A 17,607-nucleotide genomic window follows, 5' to 3' on the forward strand; every position below is an offset into this window, starting at 1 on the left:
CCCTAGGGTCAGGCGGTGCCGCCGACGGTGAGCCCGCTGACCAGCAAGGTCGGCTGGCCGACGCCCGCGGGGACGCTTTGCCCGCCCTTGCCGCAGATGCCGATGCCTTCGTCGATCGCCATGTCGTTGCCGATGCCTGTAACCTTGGTCAGCACGCTCGGCCCGTCGCCGATCAAGGTCGCGCCCTTGATCGGGTCGCCAAGCTTGCCGTCCTTGATCTTGTAGGCTTCGGTGCAGCTGAAAACGAACTTGCCCGACACGATGTCGACCTGCCCGCCGCCAAAGCTCTTGGCGAAAATGCCGTTCTTCACGCGGCTCAGCAGTTCGGAGGGATCGTCGTGGCCGCCGCGCATGAAGGTGTTGGTCATCCGCGGCATCGGCGCATGGGCAAAGCTTTCGCGGCGCCCGTTGCCCGTCGGTTCGACCCCCATCAGCCGCGCGTTGAGCCGGTCCTGCATATAGCCCTTCAATATGCCGTCCTCGATCAGCACGGTCTCGCGCGTCGGGGTGCCTTCGTCGTCGATCGACAGCGAGCCGCGGCGACCGCCGCCCACCGGGCTTGCCATTGCGCCATCGTCGACCACCGTCACGCCGGGTGCGGCGACGCGTTCGCCGATGCGGCCCGAAAAGGCACTCGTTCCCTTGCGGTTGAAATCGCCTTCGAGCCCGTGGCCGACCGCTTCGTGAAGCAGGACACCGGGCCAGCCGGGGCCGAGCAGCACGGTCATTTCGCCCGCCGGCGCGTCGACCGCGCGCAGATTGACGAGCGCCTGCGCCAGCGCTTCGTCGATCGCGCGGTTCCACTGCGCTTCCTCGAACAGATGATCGTACATATAGCGACCGCCGAGGCCGAAATAGCCGCTCTCGCGCCGTCCGTTTTCCTCGACCACAATGCTGACGTTCAGCCGCACGAGCGGCCGGATGTCGGTCGCGAGGAAGCCGTCGGCGCGGACGATCTCGACGACCGACCAGCTGCCGGCAAGGCTGACCGACACCTGGACGATGCGCGGATCGCGCGCGCGCGCCGCGGCATCGATTTGCTGGCAGAGCGCGACCTTCTTGGCGAAGGGGACGAGGTCGAGCGGGTTCGCCTCGTCATACAGGTGGCGGTTGGTGCGCGGCGGCGGCGGCGCGTGCGGCGCCTTCGCGGGGTCGAGCAGCGCCAGCGTCTCGGCGGCGCGTCGGATTGCGCCCGCGCTGATGTCGCTGGCGTGCGCAAAGCCCGTCATTTCGCCCGACACCGCGCGCAGGCCGAAGCCCGCGTCGGTCGAATAGTCGGCGGTCTTGAGGCGGCCGTCGTCGAAGCCGAAGCTCTCGGTCGCGCGATATTGCAGGTAGAGTTCGCCATCGTCGGCCCTCGCCAGCGCCTCGCGCGTCAGCTGCTGCGCCAAATCGGGGTCGAGCGCATCGGTGCGATAGAGGAAGCGGCGAGGATCGGTGAGGCTTGTCATTTGCGCGATATAGGCACGGGGGCGTGGTTGCGCAAAGTCGCCTTGACGCTTTTGTGCGATCTCCGCCCCGCGCCTCAGCGATAGGCGTCGCGCAATTCGCGCTTGAGCACCTTGCCGATGGGGCTGCGCGGCAGCTCGGCGACAGTGCGAATCGCGCTCAATCGCTGAGTCTTGCCGACCTTTGCGTTGCAGTCGGCGCGCACCGCCCCGGCATCGGCGCCGGGGACCAGAACGACGAAGGCGACGGGGGTCTCGCCCCACTCCTCGCTCGGCATCCCGACCACCGCGGCCTCGACGACGCGTTCGTCTGCGAGCAGGATGGCCTCGAGATCGCTCGGATAGATGTTGAACCCGCCCGAGATGATCATGTCCTTCGCGCGGTCCATCAGGGTCAGGAAGCCGTCCTCGTCGAAGCGTCCGATGTCGCCGTGGCGATAGAAGAGATTCCCCTCGGCATCGCGCCAGTGCATCGCCTGCGTCGCATCGGGGCGGTTGTTGTATCCCGTCATCATCGCCGGACTGCGCCCGACGATTTCGCCGACCTCGCCCTGCGGCAGTTCGTTGCCCGCCTCGTCGATGACCTTGGCGATATGACCCGGCGCGGGCTGGCCGACGGTGTGGAGCTTGTCGGGATATTTATGCGCTTCGAGCAAAAAGGCCGCGCCGCCCTCGGTCATGCCGTAGATTTCGACGAGCCCGCCGGGCCAGCGTTTCAAAATGTCGGCCTTGAGCGCGGCGGGGAAGGGCGCCGAGGTGCAATATTTCATGACAAAGCTCGACAGGTCGAAGCGGTCGAAATCGTCGAGCGCCATGATGCGGCGATACTGGACGGGGACGAGCATCGTGTTGGTCGCGCGCTCGCGCTCGGCAAGTTCGAGGAAGCCGCGTGCGTCGAACTTTTTCATCAGCACGACGCGCCCGCCCGACCCGACCGTGGGCATGAAGCTTGCCATCGTCGTGTTCGAATAGAGCGGCGTCGACAGGATCGTCACCGCGCCGTGGCCATAGGCGGGCGCGCCGCGGACGATATGCTGCCAGCGCATCGCATGGCTTTGCACGATGCCCTTCGGCGTGCCGGTCGTCCCCGACGAATAGATGATGTTGAAGCCGTCTTCGGGCGCGACTGCGACCGGCGCAGGGCGCGCGCCGGGGGCGGCCATCCATGCCGAAAGCCGCGTGCCCGCGTCGCTTTCGTCCATCGCGATGCGATCGGACGCCCGCACATCCTGCCCCGCAAGGCTCGCGGCGGCAGCGCTGTCGAGGAAGAGGTGGCGCGCGCCGGTGTCGGCGATCATCGCCGCCATCTGCTCGCCGGTCGCGCTGTTGGTAATCAGCCCCGCGACGCCGCCGGCGCGGAGGGTGCCGAGAATGACCGCCACCTGCTCGACGCTGTTGAGCCCCGCAATCGCCGTGCGGTCGCCCTTCGCAAAGCCATCGGCCTGCAGGCGCGTCGCGATTCGGTCGGTGAGCGCGTCGAGTTCGGCCCAGCTCAGGCGCCGTTCGGGGTCCGCCGCCGCTACGGCATCGGGGCGCTCGACGGCGTGCGCGCGGACGAGGTCGGGCAGGGTGGCGAAAGCGCTTTCGAGCATGGCGGTGCTGGTCATCGCATCGGGGTAGCACAGCAATATCTGCGCGCAATGGCGCCCCATCGCATTCGGCGGCGCACGCCGGGGCCGCCTCGCTTGACCAAAAGTTTCAGTCCGCTACTCATTTGGCGACACGATAAACATGATTCCGGAGACGATGCCCGATGCACCCTTCTGTCCACGCGCAAACGCATCCCGACAAACCGGCGGTGATCGTCGCGGAGACCGGCGAGACGCTGAGCTATGCCGAACTCGATGCCTTGTCGAACCGCGCCGCGCAGCTGTTTCGCGCGCGGGGGCTGGGGCATGAGGATGTCGTTGCCTTCATGCTCGACAACACGCCGCGCTATTACGGACTGACCTGGGGCGCGCAGCGCGCGGGGCTGCGCTATGTCTGCATCTCGTCACGGCTGACGCAGGACGAGACCGACTATATCCTCGAAAATTCGGGGGCAAAGCTGCTCGTCGTATCGGCGAGCCTCGCGCCCGCGGCGCTCGAACTGGAGACGACGATCGCGCGCTTCTCGATGGGAGGGGAGATTGCGGGCTGGCCGGCGATCGAGGAGGCGCTTGCCGCAATGCCTTCCGAGCGGATCGCCGACGAACGCGCCGGAGTCGACATGCTCTATTCGTCGGGGACGACGGGGCGGCCCAAGGGGGTCAAGGTTCCCTTGCCCGAGGAGCGCGCAATCGATGCGCCCAACAGCCTCGTCATGCTGGCGGCGGCGGCGTTTGGCATCGGTCCCGACAGCATCTATCTGTCGCCCGCGCCGCTCTATCATGCCGCGCCGCTGCGCTGGTCGATGACGATCCACCGGCTCGGCGGGACGGTCGTGCTGATGAAGAAATTCGACCCCGAAGGCGCGCTTGCCGCGATCGAGACCTATCGCTGCAACAGCGCGCAGTTCGTGCCGACCCATTTCGTGCGGATGCTCAAGCTGCCCGAAGCGGTGCGCGCGAAATATGACGTGTCGTCGATGAAGGGCGCAATCCACGCGGCCGCGCCGTGTCCGGTGCCGGTCAAGCAGGCGATGATCGACTGGTGGGGTCCGGTGCTGCTCGAATATTATGCGGGATCGGAAGGCAATGGCATGACCTTCGCATCGAGCGCCGACTGGCTCGCGCACAAGGGGACCGTCGGGCGTCCGCTCAACGGCGCGGTGCATATCATGGCCGAGGACAAGGAAAGCGAGCTGCCTGCCGGTGAGGAGGGCATCGTCTTTTTCGAAAGCGAGAATGTTTTCGAGTATCACGACGATCCCGAAAAGACGGCGGCGAGCCGCAACAGCCGCGGCTGGACGACGCTCGGCGATGTCGGAAAGGTCGACGCCGACGGGTTCCTCTACCTCACCGACCGCAAGAGCTTCATGATCATTTCGGGCGGGGTGAACATTTATCCCCAGGAGATTGAGAATCATCTGGTGACGCACCCGAAGGTCGCCGACGTTGCGGTCGTCGGCGGCCCGCACGAGGAGATGGGCGAGGAAGTGATCGCCGTCATCCAGCTCTCGGACATGGCCGACGCGACCGACGCCTTTCGCGACGAACTGGTCGCCTTTGCGCGCCAGAAGCTGTCGGGGATCAAAATCCCGCGCCGGATCGATTTCGTCGAAGCCCTGCCGCGGCATGACACGGGCAAGCTCTACAAGCGCCTGCTCCGCGACAAATATTGGGAGAAGGCGAAGGCCGAAGGCGTAAGCGCGTGACCGATCGGGTCGAGTTCTTTTTTGACCTGTCGTCGCCCTGGACGTGCCTTGCCTTTCACAACCTGCCTGCGCTGCTCGAGCGGACGGGCGCGAGCGCACGCTATCGCCCGATCCTGGTCGGCGGGGTGTTCAATGCCGTCAATCCGGCGGTCTATGCCGCGCGCGAACAGGCCGACAACCGGCGGCTCGCGCATAGCTGGAAGGTGCTGAAGGACTGGGCGCGCCTTGCGGGCGTGCCGATGAACTTTCCGTCAGAATGGCATCCGGCCAAGAGCGTCGCGGCGATGCGCTTCTGCTGCGCTCTGGAGGATGACCAGGCGGCGCTGGTGCGCTTTGCGCGCGGCGCCTTTGCGAGCTATTTCGGCGCGCAGGAGAATCTCGACGACCCCGCGGTGTTGATCGCGGTTGCCGATTCCGCGGGGCTCGACGGTGCAGCGGTCGCCCAGGCTGCGGTGGGCGACGACGCCAAGGCGCGGCTGCGCGCCAACACCGACGAGTTGATCGCGCGCGGCGGCTATGGATCGCCAACGATCTTCGTCGACGGCGACGACATGTATTTCGGAAACGACCAGCTCCCGCTCGTAGAGGCGGCGCTTGAAAGGACTCTCCCATGAAGGACCGCATTTCGATCACCATGCTGGAGGACGGCATCGCCGACGTCCGGCTGATCCGCGCCGACAAGATGAACGCGCTCGACGGCGCGATGTGGGAGGCGCTCGCCGAGGCGATCGACACGCTGAAGGCCACCGACGGGCTGCGCGTCGTCGTGCTGTCGGGCGAGGGGCGCGCCTTTTGCGCGGGACTCGACCTCTCCAGCCTGTCGGCCGACCGCGATCCGGGCGCGAGCAGCGCGGGCGGCAGCCTGTCCGACCGCACCAAGGGGATTGCGAATAACGCCCAATATGTCGCCTGGGGCTGGCGCGAACTTCCCGTTCCGGTCATCGCGGCCGTGCATGGCGTCGCATTCGGCGCGGGCAGCCAGATCATGGCGGCGGCGGACATCCGCATCGTCCATCCCGACACGCGGATTGCGATCATGGAAATGCGCTGGGGCCTCGTCCCCGACGTCGGGGGCATGGCGCTGTGGCGCACGCAGGTCGCCGACGATGTGCTGCGCGAGATGATCTATACCAACCGCGAATTCAACGGGAGCGAGGCGAAGCTGCTCGGTTTCGCGACGCATGTCTCCGACGAGCCGCTGGCGCATGCGATGGATCTCGCCCGCGCGATTGCGGGCAAGAATCCCCATGCGGTCCGCGGTGCGAAGCGGCTGTGCAACATGCTGGGCCACGCGAGCGACGCCGAAATCCTGCAGGCCGAAAGCGACGAGCAGGTCAAGGTCATCCGCACCCCCAACCAGATCGAGGCGGTGATGGCGCACATGCAGAAACGCGCGCCAAACTTCGTCGATTAGACTGCCAGCAACTCCAGAAACCGCACCGCATTGTTCCAGTCGCGCTGTTTCGCGGCGCGCGCCTTTTGCGCGTCGCTGTCGGCGCCCCAGCGGCGTTCCTGATAAAGTTCGTCAAGGGTGACAGCGGACCATAGGATATCGGCATCGAAAGCCCGTTCGATCAGCGCGAGACCTGCGACGAGCGAGCCACCGATGGTGACGAGCGGCGCCAATGGCGCGAGCCGAAACGGCGTTTGCGCGAGCACGGCGTCCCGCAACGCAGCCAATGTCGCCGGGGGCTGGTCGACCGGCAGCACGCCCTGCGCGAGGTTGAACTCCACGCCATAGCGCGACTCGGCCCATGCAAGCAGCGGGTTCCAGCTTGCCGCCTGCTCGGCCTGAAGCGCGGCGTCGCGGTCATCGCGGTAGCAGAAAAGGTCGCTTTCGGCATAAGCGGCAATCGGTGCGGCAAAGGCGCGGGGGTCGGGAAGCGCAAGGTCGATCGCGGCATTGGCGATGCCGGTCATCGGCATGCGCGCTGGATCGAGCGTGTCGCCTTGCACGTCCCATTCGGCGACGATGGCCTGCGCGAGCGCCTCGCTTGGTACCGACAGCGGCGCACGGCCCGGGGTGCGCACCGGCCGCTCGTCGAGCGCGATACTCCAGCCGTCCGGTTCGCGGACGGCGGCGGCGGCCTTCCAGAACCGCTTCACAGGTCGCGCGGCGAACGCCAGCGGCGTGCAAGGATTTTCGGCATGACCGCAAAATCGAAGGCGCCGACGAGAACAACGGCGACCCCGATCCAACGGTCGGTTGGCTGACCCGCCAGTTCAATGCCGCCGCGGATAAGGACAAAACCTGCCAGCACCAGAATTGCGCCCATGATGCGCATGCTGGATAGCGCCACAAAGCGCTTTTTGGCGAGGGCGTCGTCGGTCTGGGTCATGCGCTCTCCCTAGCGCCGCCAAGCTGGCGTATCAAATGTGCGAGTGCGCCGTGGCCCGACGCCTCGATCCCCGCCGCGACGCGTTCGCGTTCGTCGGGCGATTTATTCTGCGACAGTTTCAGCGTCGGCCGCCACGCGGTGATGCGCATTTCGAACCCGACAATCGCACCCGTCATCTTGGCGAACAGCGCGGGTTCCATCTTGGCCCGTGTCCACGGCGGGTTTTCGCCGATCCGGGCCTCATGGAGCGCCGAAAGGTCATCAAGCATCGCGACGAGCCCCGCGTCGTCGAGCTTGCGAACCTCGCCTTCCATTTCGATTGCGACATAATTCCATGTCGGTACCATCTTGTCGGCGGCGGCGTACCAATTGGCGCTGACATAAGCGTCAGGACCCTGCACGACCGCGAGCAATGTTCCGCCGTCGATATGTTTGGCGAGCGCATTGCCGCGCGAGATGTGAAAGCGCAGCGTCGCGTTGTCGTCGCCGAGCAGCACGGGCGCGTGCGCGACGCGCGGGCCGTCGGGACTCGCAGCGAACAAGGCGGCAAAGCCGATCTCGCGTACGAACATGGGTGCAAGCTGGTCATCCTTGGGCCGAAAAATCTGGTTGGGGTGCATCAGCGTGTCTTTCGGGGGCCGGGTTTGCGCGCGCCGGGCTTGGCGGGGCCGCGGCGGGCCGGGGGCTTTCCGGTCTTTGCTTTGGGTTTGCCGACATTGTCGGTGGGCTTGCTCGTTGCGGTGCGTCCGCGGCGTTCGCCGCGGCGCGCCTTGCGGATCTGTTTGCTGTGCGCCTTGGCGGCGGCCTTCATCGCTGCCTTGGGGGCGGGCCCCCGTTCCTCTTCATCGGTGTGGATGTCGCCGAGCAGCAGGTCGAAGCCCAGCGCGTCGAGGCTCGCGGCGAAATGTTCGGGCAGGTCGGCGGTGACGTCGAGCTGGCCGCCGTCGGGATGATCGATCCGCAACCGTCGGCTGTGGAGGTGCAGCTTGCGGCTGATCGTGCCGGTCAGGAACGCACCCTTGCCTCCATATTTGCCGTCGCCGACGATCGGATGGCCGATCGCCGCCATATGGACGCGCAACTGATGCGTGCGCCCGGTGAGCGGTTGCAACTCGACCCACGCCGCACTGTTCCCCGCGCGTTCGATGACGCGATAGCGCGTTTTCGACGGCAGGCCGCTGTCGTGCACATGCATCTTCTCGCCGCCCGAACCGGGCTGTTTGGCAAGCGGCAGGTCGATCTCGCCCTGCGCAATGTCGGGGACGCCGACGACGATCGCCCAATAGGTTTTCTTGGCGCTACGGTTCGAGAAGCTCTTGGCGAACCAGGCGGCGGCGCGCGGCGTGCGTGCGACGAGCAGCGCCCCCGATGTGTCCTTGTCGAGCCGGTGGACGAGCTTGGGACGCACGGGGGCATCATATTTGAAGGCGTCGAGCAAGCCGTCGACATGCGCGTCGGTCTTTGTCCCGCCCTGCGTCGCGAGGCCGGGAGGCTTGTTGAGCACCAATGCGCTCGCGTCGCGGTGGACGAGCATCGATTCGGCGAGTGCGACGTCGGCGTCGGTCAGCGGACGGTCCTTGCGCGCGGGTGGCGCCGTGCGTTCGACCGGCGGCGTAGGCATGGCGAGCGTTTGCCCTGCAGCAATCCTGTCCGACACGTCGGCCTTTTGCCCGTCGAGCGTGAGCTGCCCCGACCGCGCCCAGCGCGCGAGCAGGGCATGCGGGGTTCCCGGCCGGTGCCGTTTGAACCAGCGGTCGAGCCGGATGCCGTCATCCTCTTCGCCGATGGTCGCGCCGTCCATTTTCGTGCCGCCGCTCATGCCGGCACCTGCCGCATCACCAGCATGCCGATCCCGCAGGCCATGATCGCTCCGGCGACCGACGCGACTGCATAGGCCACCGCCTGCGCAGTCTGGCCACGCTCGAAGAGCAGCCAGAATTCCATGCTGAACGACGAAAAGGTCGTGAAACCTCCCAGGAGGCCGACGCCGAGGAACAGCCGCGCCGCTTCGGTCGCTCCGCTGCGCGCGAAATGGCCGATCAGCAGCCCCATCGCCAGGCTGCCCCCGATATTCACCGCGAGCGTCCACCATGGAAAGCCGGGGCCGAGCCGCGCAAGCATCGCATAGCCGACCAAATGCCGCGCGCCCGCGCCTATCGCGCCGCCGACCATCACTGGGAAAAGCCCGTTCATCCCGCCGCCCTAGCCCGAAAGATCGCGCGCGAAAAGCATCGCCATCATTATTCGCGCGCAGCCTTTGCCGACGAAGCTTGCCGTGCCCGCCAATCGGAGGGGCGAAGGAAATCGCCTTGCCAGACGCCGCGCCGTTGGGCCTGCGCGGCGGCTTCTTCGGCCAGATAGTCGTCGCTCGTCGCAACGGCCCAGCCCCGGCGGACTATTTCGGCGCCGATGTCGACGCCGTCGGGCGCGGTTCGGGTCCGACATTGTGCCAGGGTGCGCCCATAATTGTCCTTGGCCAGGAAGCGGCAATGCAGCGCGCCGCGCCCGACGATCTGCTGCAGCGCGTCGCGCGCCTCGATGCCGCACGGCCAGTCGACGCGCTGGCGCGAGCAGGATTGGCGATACTCGACCGCATCGATTCCACGCAGGCGTACGGCCAGAGCGCGGCCGTCATACCGGATAATCAGGCTGTCGCCGTCGACGATGCGGATCGGCGCGACGGTTTCGACCGGTTCGGGATTCCGCGTCCAAATGAGCGCGAGCATCGCCGCCAGCAGCAACAGCGCACCCGTCGCCCGCAGCCGCCGGCGCCAACGCAATCGGGGTACGGACAATCGCATAGCGCGGCGACTGGCCGCAGCCCGCATCGATGGCAAGCATCAAATGGGATTGACGATGAGAACAAATCGTGTCCAAAATGGAGTGACGCTGAACGCGCTGGTCGGACGCATGGCGACGATCAGCGCCTCTTTGGTCCGATTTGGCGACAAAGAGGAGCGAACAGGATGCGGTTGACACCGCATTGACGACATAGTGGTGTCAGGGTGGAGCGAATGATGGGGGAGGGCGCTGGAATGGAGCAATTGGTGGATCTGCAATCCGAGGCACGGTCGCTGCGGTATCCGGCCAGTCTCGAATTGAAATCCGGCATGCGACAGTGGGACGAGCCGGACGTCGGGGCGGCCCCCTTGTTGTTCGTCGGGCCGCACGACGAATTTGCGGCGCCGGATGCTTTTGGGGGCGTCCGGCTCGCTGCGGCCGTCGCGCCGGTGCAGGCGGCCGGGTGGATCAGGCAAATGGCGCGGGTCGACATCGTTTGGCTCGCCGCGTCCGAATCGATCGAGAACGAATTGCTGACCGAACTATGCGATGCAGCGGCGGCGCGGGGGTGCAGACTGGTCTGCGAAACAACCATGGCGGCGCTCGACCGTGTCGTCGCGCTGGTCCCCGACGCGCTCCGTGCGGAATTTCTGGTCGACGCCGACGCGGCCGACCGGCTTGCCGCGATCGCCGCAGTCCGCGCGCCGCGTCAACTTGTCGTCTGCGACGTCGCGCGCGATGCGGCGATGGAGCGGATCGATCGCTTGCAGGAAGAGGTGGCGCGGATTTCGCGGATGCTCGGCGACATCGCGAGCCAGGGTGGTCTCAGCGGGACGCCGGCGGCAGCTTCTTCGGCAAGCCACGAAGAATATAGTGGATTTGCAGGCGGCGTGCGGTCGCCGCTGCGCGATTTCGCCGCCATGCCGCGAAGCTTCGTCCCCGAAGACCGTGCGCTCGACCGTCAGCGTGCAAAGTTGGTGCGCCGGATGATCCGGCAACGGCGGATGCGCGAGCAATATTTCCCGGCCGACCTGTTCGCCGACCCGGCGTGGGACATGCTGCTCGATCTCTATGCCGCGCGGCTCGAACGTCAGCCGGTATCGGTATCGAGCCTGTGCATCGCCGCCGCGGTTCCCGCAACGACCGCGCTGCGCTGGATCAAGACAATGACCGACGCGGGCCTGTTCCTGCGCGAGGCCGACCCCGATGACGGACGGCGCATCTTCATCGCGCTCGCCGAGGGCGCGTTCGACGCGATGGCGCGCTTTTTCGAGGCGCTCGACGAGTAAGCAGCGGCTTGCCAGCGCCGTCCGGCTGTGGCAGGGGCGCGCTTCCCTTTGGGGGCGCTTAGCTCAGTTGGTAGAGCATCTCGTTTACACCGAGAGGGTCGGCGGTTCGAGCCCGTCAGCGCCCACCATGTGCGGAAGGCCACGTCCCTGAAATTCAGCGCTGCTCGCGCTCGATCGCCTCGACGGCGTCCTTGGCTTCGGCCAGCCCCATGCCCGTCTGTTCGCGCATCCGCTTGATCGCCTCGATCTTGCGGCCAAGGCGGAGGAGGACGATGATTTCGGCCTCATCGATGTCGCTGCTGGTCGCGCGCGGCGGCGCGAGCCGGGCGGGCGGCGGTGTGGTCAGGTCGCGCCGGTCGCCGCCGCGACGCTGGAGAGCGAGCGTCAGCGCAATGCCCGCGACAAGGCCGAGGACGAAAAGGATCAATGCGCCCATCGTCCTCGCCTATGCCTTACGCCGCCAGCTTGCGCAGGACGTAGTGCAGGATGCCGCCGTTCATATAATATTCGACCTCGTTCGCGGTATCGATGCGGCAGAGCGTGTCGAAGCTGAAGGTCGAGCCGTCGGGGCGCGTCACTTCGACCGTCACCGTCTGGCGCGGCTTGAGATCGGCCACCCCGCGGATCGTGAACTGATCGTCGCCGGTCAGGCCGAGCGTTTCGCGCGTGTCGCCGCCGGTGAACTGGAGCGGCAGCACGCCCATGCCGACGAGGTTCGAGCGGTGGATGCGCTCGAAACTCTCGACGATCACCGCGCGGACGCCGAGCAGGTTGGTGCCCTTTGCCGCCCAGTCGCGTGACGAGCCGGTGCCATATTCCTTGCCCGCGACGACGACGAGCGGGGTGCCGTCGGCCTTGTGGCGCATCGCGGCGTCGTAGATCGGCATGACTTCGTCGCCATAGCGCGACATGCCGCCTTCGATGCCGGGGACCATTTCGTTTTTGATGCGGATGTTGGCGAAGGTGCCGCGCATCATGACTTCGTGGTGGCCGCGGCGGGCGCCGTAGCTGTTGAAGTCGGCCTTGCTAACCTGATGTTCCATAAGCCATTTTCCGGCCGGGCTGTCCGCCTTGATGCTGCCCGCGGGGCTGATGTGGTCGGTGGTGATGCTGTCGCCGAGGATCGCGAGCGGCTTGGCATTCACGATGTCGGACACCGGCGCGGGGGTCATTTCCATCCCCTCGAAATAAGGCGGGTTCGCGACATAGGTGCTGCCCGCGCGCCACTGATAGGTGTCGCTGCCCTCGACCTCGATCTTTTGCCAATGCTCGTCGCCCTGATAGACATGCGCGTAGCGGCCGAGGAACATGTCGCGGTCGACCGCGCCGGCGATCGCGTCGGCGACTTCCTGATTGGTCGGCCAGATGTCGGCGAGGAACACGTCCTTGCCCTGCTGGTCCTGCCCGATCGGCGTGGTGGTGAAATCCTCGGTCACCGTGCCCTTGAGCGCATAGGCGACGACGAGCGGCGGCGAGGCGAGATAGTTGGCGCGCACGTCGGGCGACACGCGGCCTTCGAAATTGCGGTTGCCCGACAGGACGGCGGCGGCGACGATGTTGTTACCGTTGATCGCCTCCGAAATCGGCGGCGCGAGCGGCCCCGAATTGCCGATGCACGTCGTGCAGCCATAGCCGACGAGGTTGTAGCCGACCGCGTCGAGATGATCCTGCAGCCCCGATTTGACCAGATAGTCGGTGACGACCTGCGACCCCGGCGCGAGCGAGGTCTTGACCCACGGCTTCGGCTTCAGCCCGCGCTCGTTCGCCTTTTTGGCGACGAGCCCCGCGGCGACCATCACCCCGGGGTTCGACGTGTTGGTGCAGCTGGTGATCGCGGCGATCACGACGTCGCCGTCGCCGATGTCATGATCCTTGCCCGCGACTGGCACGCGCTGCGCCGCGTCCTTGTTGTAGACCTTTTTGAGGTCGGCGTTGAACTCGTCGTCGACCGCGGTCAGGATCACCTTGTCCTGCGGCCGCTTCGGCCCCGCCAGCGACGGAACGACGCTGCCCATGTCGAGCTCGAGCGTGTCGGTGAACACCGGGTCGGGCATGTCGGCCGAGAGCCACAGCCCCTGCGCCTTCGCATAGGCTTCGACCAGCGCGATATTGTCGTCGCTGCGCCCGGTGAGGCGCATGTAATCGAGCGTCTTGTCGTCGATGCCGAAAAAGCCGCAGGTCGCGCCATATTCGGGCGCCATATTGGCGAGCGTCGCGCGGTCGGCGAGGCTGAGCGTCGACAGGCCCGGCCCGAAATATTCGACGAAGCGCCCGACGACGCCCTTGGCGCGCAGCATCTGCGTCGCGGTGAGCACGAGGTCGGTCGCGGTGACGCCTTCCTTCAATTTACCCGTCAGCTTGAAGCCGACAACTTCGGGGATGAGCATCGACACGGGCTGGCCGAGCATCGCGGCCTCGGCCTCGATCCCGCCGACGCCCCAGCCGAGCACGCCCAGCCCGTTGATCATCGTCGTGTGGCTGTCGGTGCCGACGCAGGTGTCGGGATAGGCGACCATTTCGCCCGAACCATCCTCGCTCGACCACACCGCCTGCGCGATATGTTCAAGGTTGACCTGGTGGCAGATGCCGGTGCCCGGGGGGACCGCCTTGAAATTGTCGAGGCTTTTCGAGCCCCATTTCAGGAAGTCATAGCGTTCGCCGTTGCGATAATATTCGATCTCGACATTCTGTTCGAACGCCTTGGGATGGCCGAATTCGTCGACCATCACGCTGTGGTCGATGACAAGGTGGACGGGGACGAGCGGATTGATCTTTGACGTGTCGCCGCCAAGCTTGGCAATCGCATCGCGCATCGCGGCGAGATCGACGACGCAGGGAACGCCGGTGAAATCCTGAAGCAGCACGCGCGCGGGGCGATATTGGATCTCGCGGTTCGAGCGCGGGTCCTTTTGCCAGTCGACAATCGCCTGCACATCGTCGGTCGACACGGTGAAGCCGCCATCTTCGAAACGCAGCAGGTTTTCGAGCAGCACCTTCATGCTGAACGGCAGCCGCGACACATCGCCCAGCTTCGCCGCCGCCTTGTCGAGCGAGTAATAGGCATATGTCTTGCCGCCGACGTCGAGCGTCGAGCGGGTGCCAAGCGTGTCGTTGCCGGTCGTGGTCATGTGCAGTTTCCCTGTTCGGGCGCGGCGGGGAATGACGGACGCCGGCCCGTTTCAGGAGAGCGGGGCAAGCGGAGTCGCGCGCGCGGTTTGTGTTGGCGACGCCTTACGCCGGGGGCGGGGAATTGCAAGGGGGGTGGGGGATGGGAGGGCTTCGACCGAAGTCATTTCTTCAGAAGACGCATATCGGCGATAAAGCTTTCGAGTGACTGGAGGTGGGGTTGGACGGATCTGGGAAATTTCTCCGTCAGACCTTCAGGGACGACGAGTCGCACACCCGCTCCGGTCATTTCGCGAAACTGACTTTCGGATACACCCTCTTGCAACGTGAGGAGGTGCTTTGCGGGAATCCTGTCCGCTTCGTTGAGTATCTGTCGCCATCGATCACGGCAGGTCGTTTTGACTGCGAGCATCTTCAACCGCTCACTTGGAAAGGTAGAGTCGTGATAAGCCTCGGCCGAAGGAAACAGAAAGTCGGGGCGTTTTCCGGGTTCAGACTCAGGCTGATGAACAAAATCGGCGCCCTCGATCATCCGTTCTTCGATAAAAATCTCGCGCGTATGCAGTTCAAGAGAACGCCCCGATCTTGCCTTGCGGCGTTGCAGGATGGTTTGCGCGCGGGAGACAAAGCTGTCGACGTTTTGAAAGCCCGCCTTGATGAACGGAAGTTCGATCGCCTCTTCAACGCTCAGGAAGATTTCATACTCGCACTCCCGGCGGCGAAGCAGTCTCCGGTCCGGATTGAGAGTGCTATCTGAGCGGAGTTCGACAGCCTTGTGAATAATCTCGCGACTACTTGGAAACTTGGTCAGCCAAGGGGTAGGAATCTCGTGGCTTTGAAGCCAGCAACTAGCGCGAACCGGAGGCTTATTGAACAAATGTCCCTGCTGAGGGGGCCAAGTCATCCATCTTCCAGGTTCTACAGGGCCAACACGGTCCTCGACTAATTCTTCCTCGATTTCGTCCCGGCAAACCCAAGCATGGCAAATAGCCTGTTCGGACGAGGAGGGCATTTTGAATGCGAATATCGTAAGTGCGCCTGTACTTTCGGGATCGAGCAAGGCTGACGCGCTACCACCGAAGCCCGTCAATCTGGTTTCGTTTCGGCCTCCCGTGGCATTTCCGTGGAACTTGTTGTTGTACCATATCGCCCGAACGTTCCGGTGGTCGGCATGGGAATCCAAGTATAAATCAAAATGAACGTCGGGATTCTTTATCTCTTGGCGAGCGAGGGATGGGAAAAAACCGAAAAGGACTTCACGGGGAAAATACGGCCCCGCTTGGTGGCTTCCGTTGGCGAGCGTATCGTTCCCTGAAAGGCGCTTGATGTACCAAGTGAAATTGGCGCCGCTATGTTCATCCAACCATTCGACGATGTCACCGATCGGCATTTGCCATTCCCCGAATTTCCATGTCGCCCGGTTTCTCCCGTAGCCAATGATCGATAAGGTCGGCTACCATTTGTATGCCCAGTCTCTCTTTTCCTTTGAGTGAACACTCCCACACAGTGAGTACGCGCCACCCGAGAGATCGCAGATTCTCGATTGTCTCCCTGTCGCGTTCTTTATTTCGTCCGATCTTCTCGTTCCAAAACTCACGCTTGGTCGAAGGCAGTTTGAAAAGCGGGCAATCGTGGCCATGCCAGAAACAGCCATGGACGAGAATTACGGCCTTCCATTTGGACAAGACAATATCGGGTTTGCCGGGAAGGTCCCTTGAATGAAGTCGGAAGCGAAACCCCGAAGCGTGAAGGGCCCGACGAACTGCAAGCTCAGGTTGGGTGTTTTTCGACCTTATTTCGCCCATCATCCGGCTTCGTGTTGCCGGATCAACTATGTCACCCGGCAAGCGACATCTCTTCTAAGCCTGTCGGCCTTTCTGTCTCCTCATGTGACCCGGTGAGCCAAGGCCTCATGTGGGCCGCTACCGCTTCAACCACAGGCACGACGACAGCGTTTCCAAACTGTCGGTATGCTTGAGTGTCCGAGACGGGGATAATGAAATCCTGACCGTCAGGCTTGTCAAAGCCCATCAGCCTCGAACATTCACGAGGAGTCAGCCGGCGTGGGTTCTTCCCATCCTGTCTCACCAGAATTTCCGATCCATCCTTGTAGTAACGAGCTGACAGCGTCCGAGCTATGTCGTCTGGTCCAACCAAGCCGAAGCCAAAGCCGTTTCCTGCCGCTCTATGCTTGGCGGCGTAGCCCTGCAGATAGCTCCACAGATGGTCAGTGAGTGTGTATTTCTCGGAAACAGAGCCAATATTTCCTTTCGTGTAAGGCGCCTCCGGCGCCTCGCTGCCGTCCTCTGGATGCAGAATGCTTCCGAGCCTCGGCCCTGCAAATGCGTCAGGGAGTTCAAGATCGTCGAATGAAAAATCCATTTTATCGCGAAATCCGACGATGAAAATTCTCTCTCTCTGTTGTGGAACAAGAGACTTAGAATTTATGACTTTCCAATAGACATCGTAACCTAGATCTTTGGTCAGCGTATCGTAAATAATCTCGAAAGTGCGCCCCTTATCGTGGTTCACTAGGTTCTTAACATTCTCCAGTAGAAATGCTTTGGGACGTCGGTGTTCGATGATCTTCGCTACATTGAAGAATAAGGTGCCCTGAGTTTGATCGAGAAAGCCGTGAGGCCGATTCAAGGCATTCTTTTTTGACACTCCGGCGATGGAAAAGGGCTGACACGGAAAGCCGGCCAATAGCAGATCGTGCTCGGGAATCTCGTCGAGCGGCACCTGGGTGATATCACCTCTCACATCGTGGTCGCAGTCGTAGTTGGCCAAGTAGGTCCGTTGCGAATGCTTGTCCCATTCGCTCGTGAACACACATTTTCCACCCAACGGTTCAAAGCCACGGCGAAGCCCGCCGATTCCAGCGAACAAGTCTATGAAGCGGAAAGCCGGGTTTTCGGCGGGAGCAGGGCGGAAGTTTTCCGAACGGTCATGCAGGAGTTGGACGGCCGCCTTCCTTGGTTCGGTTTCGCCATTCTCCCATCGATAAACGGTTCGCTTTGAAAAACCTGCCACATCTGCCACTTGGTCTATCGACATCCCTGCGCGTTGACGTAGCAAAGAAAACTCGGTGTCGGCGTTATTCTGCATTCGGCGCTCCCTGGGTCGATTTTTGCCACTGTGGCGTACATCTTCCCGGTTGGCAAGAACATAACGTGAATATATTACTGGCTAGAGTTTAAGGACCCTTTCCTACATTATCCAAATAGGTTCAAAATAGCTCTGATTCATTCCAAGTGATTCGGGAGGTTGAGCTATGGCGCGTGTGGTGGAGCGCGGTGCGCGGGGGAAATCGGGGGTGTCCAAGCGTG

17 protein-coding genes and 1 tRNA gene are annotated in these 17,607 nt (G+C 63.9%); 5 read left to right on the forward strand and 13 right to left on the reverse strand.

What is annotated here, in order from left to right; translation table 11 throughout:
• Positions 1 to 8: 8 nt before the first annotated feature.
• Both tldD and JI743_RS13425 read right to left on the reverse strand, forming a co-directional pair.
• Positions 9 to 1,451 (reverse strand): metalloprotease TldD, encoded by a 1,443-nt coding sequence (tldD, locus tag JI743_RS13420; RefSeq protein WP_201928856.1) that lies wholly within the window; start codon positions 1,449 to 1,451, stop codon positions 9 to 11.
• A 74-nt stretch (positions 1,452 to 1,525) separates the two neighbouring features.
• Complete coding sequence (locus JI743_RS13425) at positions 1,526 to 3,055, reverse strand: class I adenylate-forming enzyme family protein (protein WP_201928857.1); 1,530 nt, start codon at positions 3,053 to 3,055, stop codon at positions 1,526 to 1,528.
• 146 nt (positions 3,056 to 3,201) lie between these two features.
• On the opposite strand from JI743_RS13425, the gene JI743_RS13430 reads away from it, so the two are divergent.
• The 3 genes from JI743_RS13430 to JI743_RS13440 are packed head-to-tail and all read left to right on the forward strand — an operon-like array spanning position 3,202 to position 6,157.
• Positions 3,202 to 4,743: an acyl-CoA synthetase gene (locus JI743_RS13430; RefSeq protein ID WP_201928858.1), complete on the forward strand. Its 1,542-nt coding sequence runs from the start codon at positions 3,202 to 3,204 to the stop codon at positions 4,741 to 4,743.
• The gene (locus JI743_RS13435) at positions 4,740 to 5,357 is read left to right on the forward strand and encodes a 2-hydroxychromene-2-carboxylate isomerase (RefSeq protein ID WP_201928859.1); all 618 of its coding nucleotides are present in this window, start codon (positions 4,740 to 4,742) and stop codon (positions 5,355 to 5,357) included. The genes JI743_RS13430 and JI743_RS13435 overlap by 4 nt, the downstream gene beginning before the upstream one ends.
• A complete protein-coding gene (locus JI743_RS13440) occupies positions 5,354 to 6,157 on the forward strand; it encodes a crotonase/enoyl-CoA hydratase family protein (protein WP_201928860.1) in 804 nt (267 codons plus the stop codon). Before JI743_RS13435 ends, JI743_RS13440 begins: the two co-directional genes overlap by 4 nt.
• Here the strand turns inward: JI743_RS13440 and JI743_RS13445 are convergent.
• From JI743_RS13445 to JI743_RS13470, 6 genes are read right to left on the reverse strand one after another with little or no spacing between them, the layout of a single operon-like run.
• On the reverse strand, positions 6,154 to 6,849 hold the full coding sequence (locus JI743_RS13445) for an ATP12 family chaperone protein (RefSeq protein WP_201928861.1): 696 nt from the start codon (positions 6,847 to 6,849) through the stop codon (positions 6,154 to 6,156). The two genes, JI743_RS13440 and JI743_RS13445, sit on opposite strands and share 4 nt — an antisense overlap.
• Positions 6,846 to 7,082 carry a hypothetical protein gene (locus JI743_RS13450; RefSeq protein WP_201928862.1) on the reverse strand — a complete coding sequence of 79 codons (237 nt, stop codon included), beginning with the start codon at positions 7,080 to 7,082 and terminating at the stop codon, positions 6,846 to 6,848. The genes JI743_RS13445 and JI743_RS13450 overlap by 4 nt, the downstream gene beginning before the upstream one ends.
• A complete protein-coding gene (locus JI743_RS13455; protein ID WP_201928863.1) occupies positions 7,079 to 7,702 on the reverse strand; it encodes an FMN-binding negative transcriptional regulator in 624 nt (207 codons plus the stop codon). Before JI743_RS13455 ends, JI743_RS13450 begins: the two co-directional genes overlap by 4 nt.
• A complete protein-coding gene (locus JI743_RS13460; RefSeq protein WP_201928864.1) occupies positions 7,702 to 8,901 on the reverse strand; it encodes an RluA family pseudouridine synthase in 1,200 nt (399 codons plus the stop codon). Before JI743_RS13460 ends, JI743_RS13455 begins: the two co-directional genes overlap by 1 nt.
• Positions 8,898 to 9,275, reverse strand: a complete 378-nt coding sequence (gene crcB / locus JI743_RS13465; RefSeq protein WP_201928865.1) for a fluoride efflux transporter CrcB — start codon at positions 9,273 to 9,275, stop codon at positions 8,898 to 8,900. Before crcB ends, JI743_RS13460 begins: the two co-directional genes overlap by 4 nt.
• Before the next feature lie 47 nt (positions 9,276 to 9,322).
• Entirely contained in the window at positions 9,323 to 9,883 is a 561-nt protein-coding gene (locus JI743_RS13470; protein WP_201928866.1) for a thermonuclease family protein, read from the reverse strand.
• A 309-nt stretch (positions 9,884 to 10,192) separates the two neighbouring features.
• Here JI743_RS13470 and JI743_RS13475 point away from each other — a divergent pair, with 309 nt between their 5' ends.
• Entirely contained in the window at positions 10,193 to 11,152 is a 960-nt protein-coding gene (locus JI743_RS13475) for a helix-turn-helix domain-containing protein (RefSeq protein WP_201928867.1), read from the forward strand.
• Positions 11,153 to 11,204: 52 nt separating this feature from the next.
• A tRNA-Val gene (locus tag JI743_RS13480) sits at positions 11,205 to 11,280 on the forward strand.
• A gap of 26 nt (positions 11,281 to 11,306) precedes the next feature.
• Here the strand turns inward: JI743_RS13480 and JI743_RS13485 are convergent.
• From JI743_RS13485 to dcm, 5 genes are all read right to left on the reverse strand, one after another.
• Complete coding sequence (locus tag JI743_RS13485; RefSeq protein WP_201928868.1) at positions 11,307 to 11,588, reverse strand: ribosomal protein L7/L12; 282 nt, start codon at positions 11,586 to 11,588, stop codon at positions 11,307 to 11,309.
• 16 nt (positions 11,589 to 11,604) lie between these two features.
• On the reverse strand, positions 11,605 to 14,280 hold the full coding sequence (gene acnA, locus JI743_RS13490; protein WP_201928869.1) for an aconitate hydratase AcnA: 2,676 nt from the start codon (positions 14,278 to 14,280) through the stop codon (positions 11,605 to 11,607).
• 161 nt (positions 14,281 to 14,441) lie between these two features.
• On the reverse strand, positions 14,442 to 15,668 hold the full coding sequence (locus JI743_RS13495; protein WP_201928870.1) for a type II restriction endonuclease: 1,227 nt from the start codon (positions 15,666 to 15,668) through the stop codon (positions 14,442 to 14,444).
• Positions 15,655 to 16,125: a very short patch repair endonuclease gene (locus tag JI743_RS13500; RefSeq protein WP_269090319.1), complete on the reverse strand. Its 471-nt coding sequence runs from the start codon at positions 16,123 to 16,125 to the stop codon at positions 15,655 to 15,657. Before JI743_RS13500 ends, JI743_RS13495 begins: the two co-directional genes overlap by 14 nt.
• Positions 16,115 to 17,386: a DNA (cytosine-5-)-methyltransferase gene (dcm, locus tag JI743_RS13505; protein ID WP_201928872.1), complete on the reverse strand. Its 1,272-nt coding sequence runs from the start codon at positions 17,384 to 17,386 to the stop codon at positions 16,115 to 16,117. The genes JI743_RS13500 and dcm overlap by 11 nt, the downstream gene beginning before the upstream one ends.
• Between the last annotated feature and the right edge of the window lie 221 nt (positions 17,387 to 17,607).

Source organism: Sphingopyxis jiangsuensis (assembly GCF_016734905.1).
Classification (GTDB): Bacteria; Pseudomonadota; Alphaproteobacteria; order Sphingomonadales; family Sphingomonadaceae; genus Sphingopyxis; species Sphingopyxis jiangsuensis.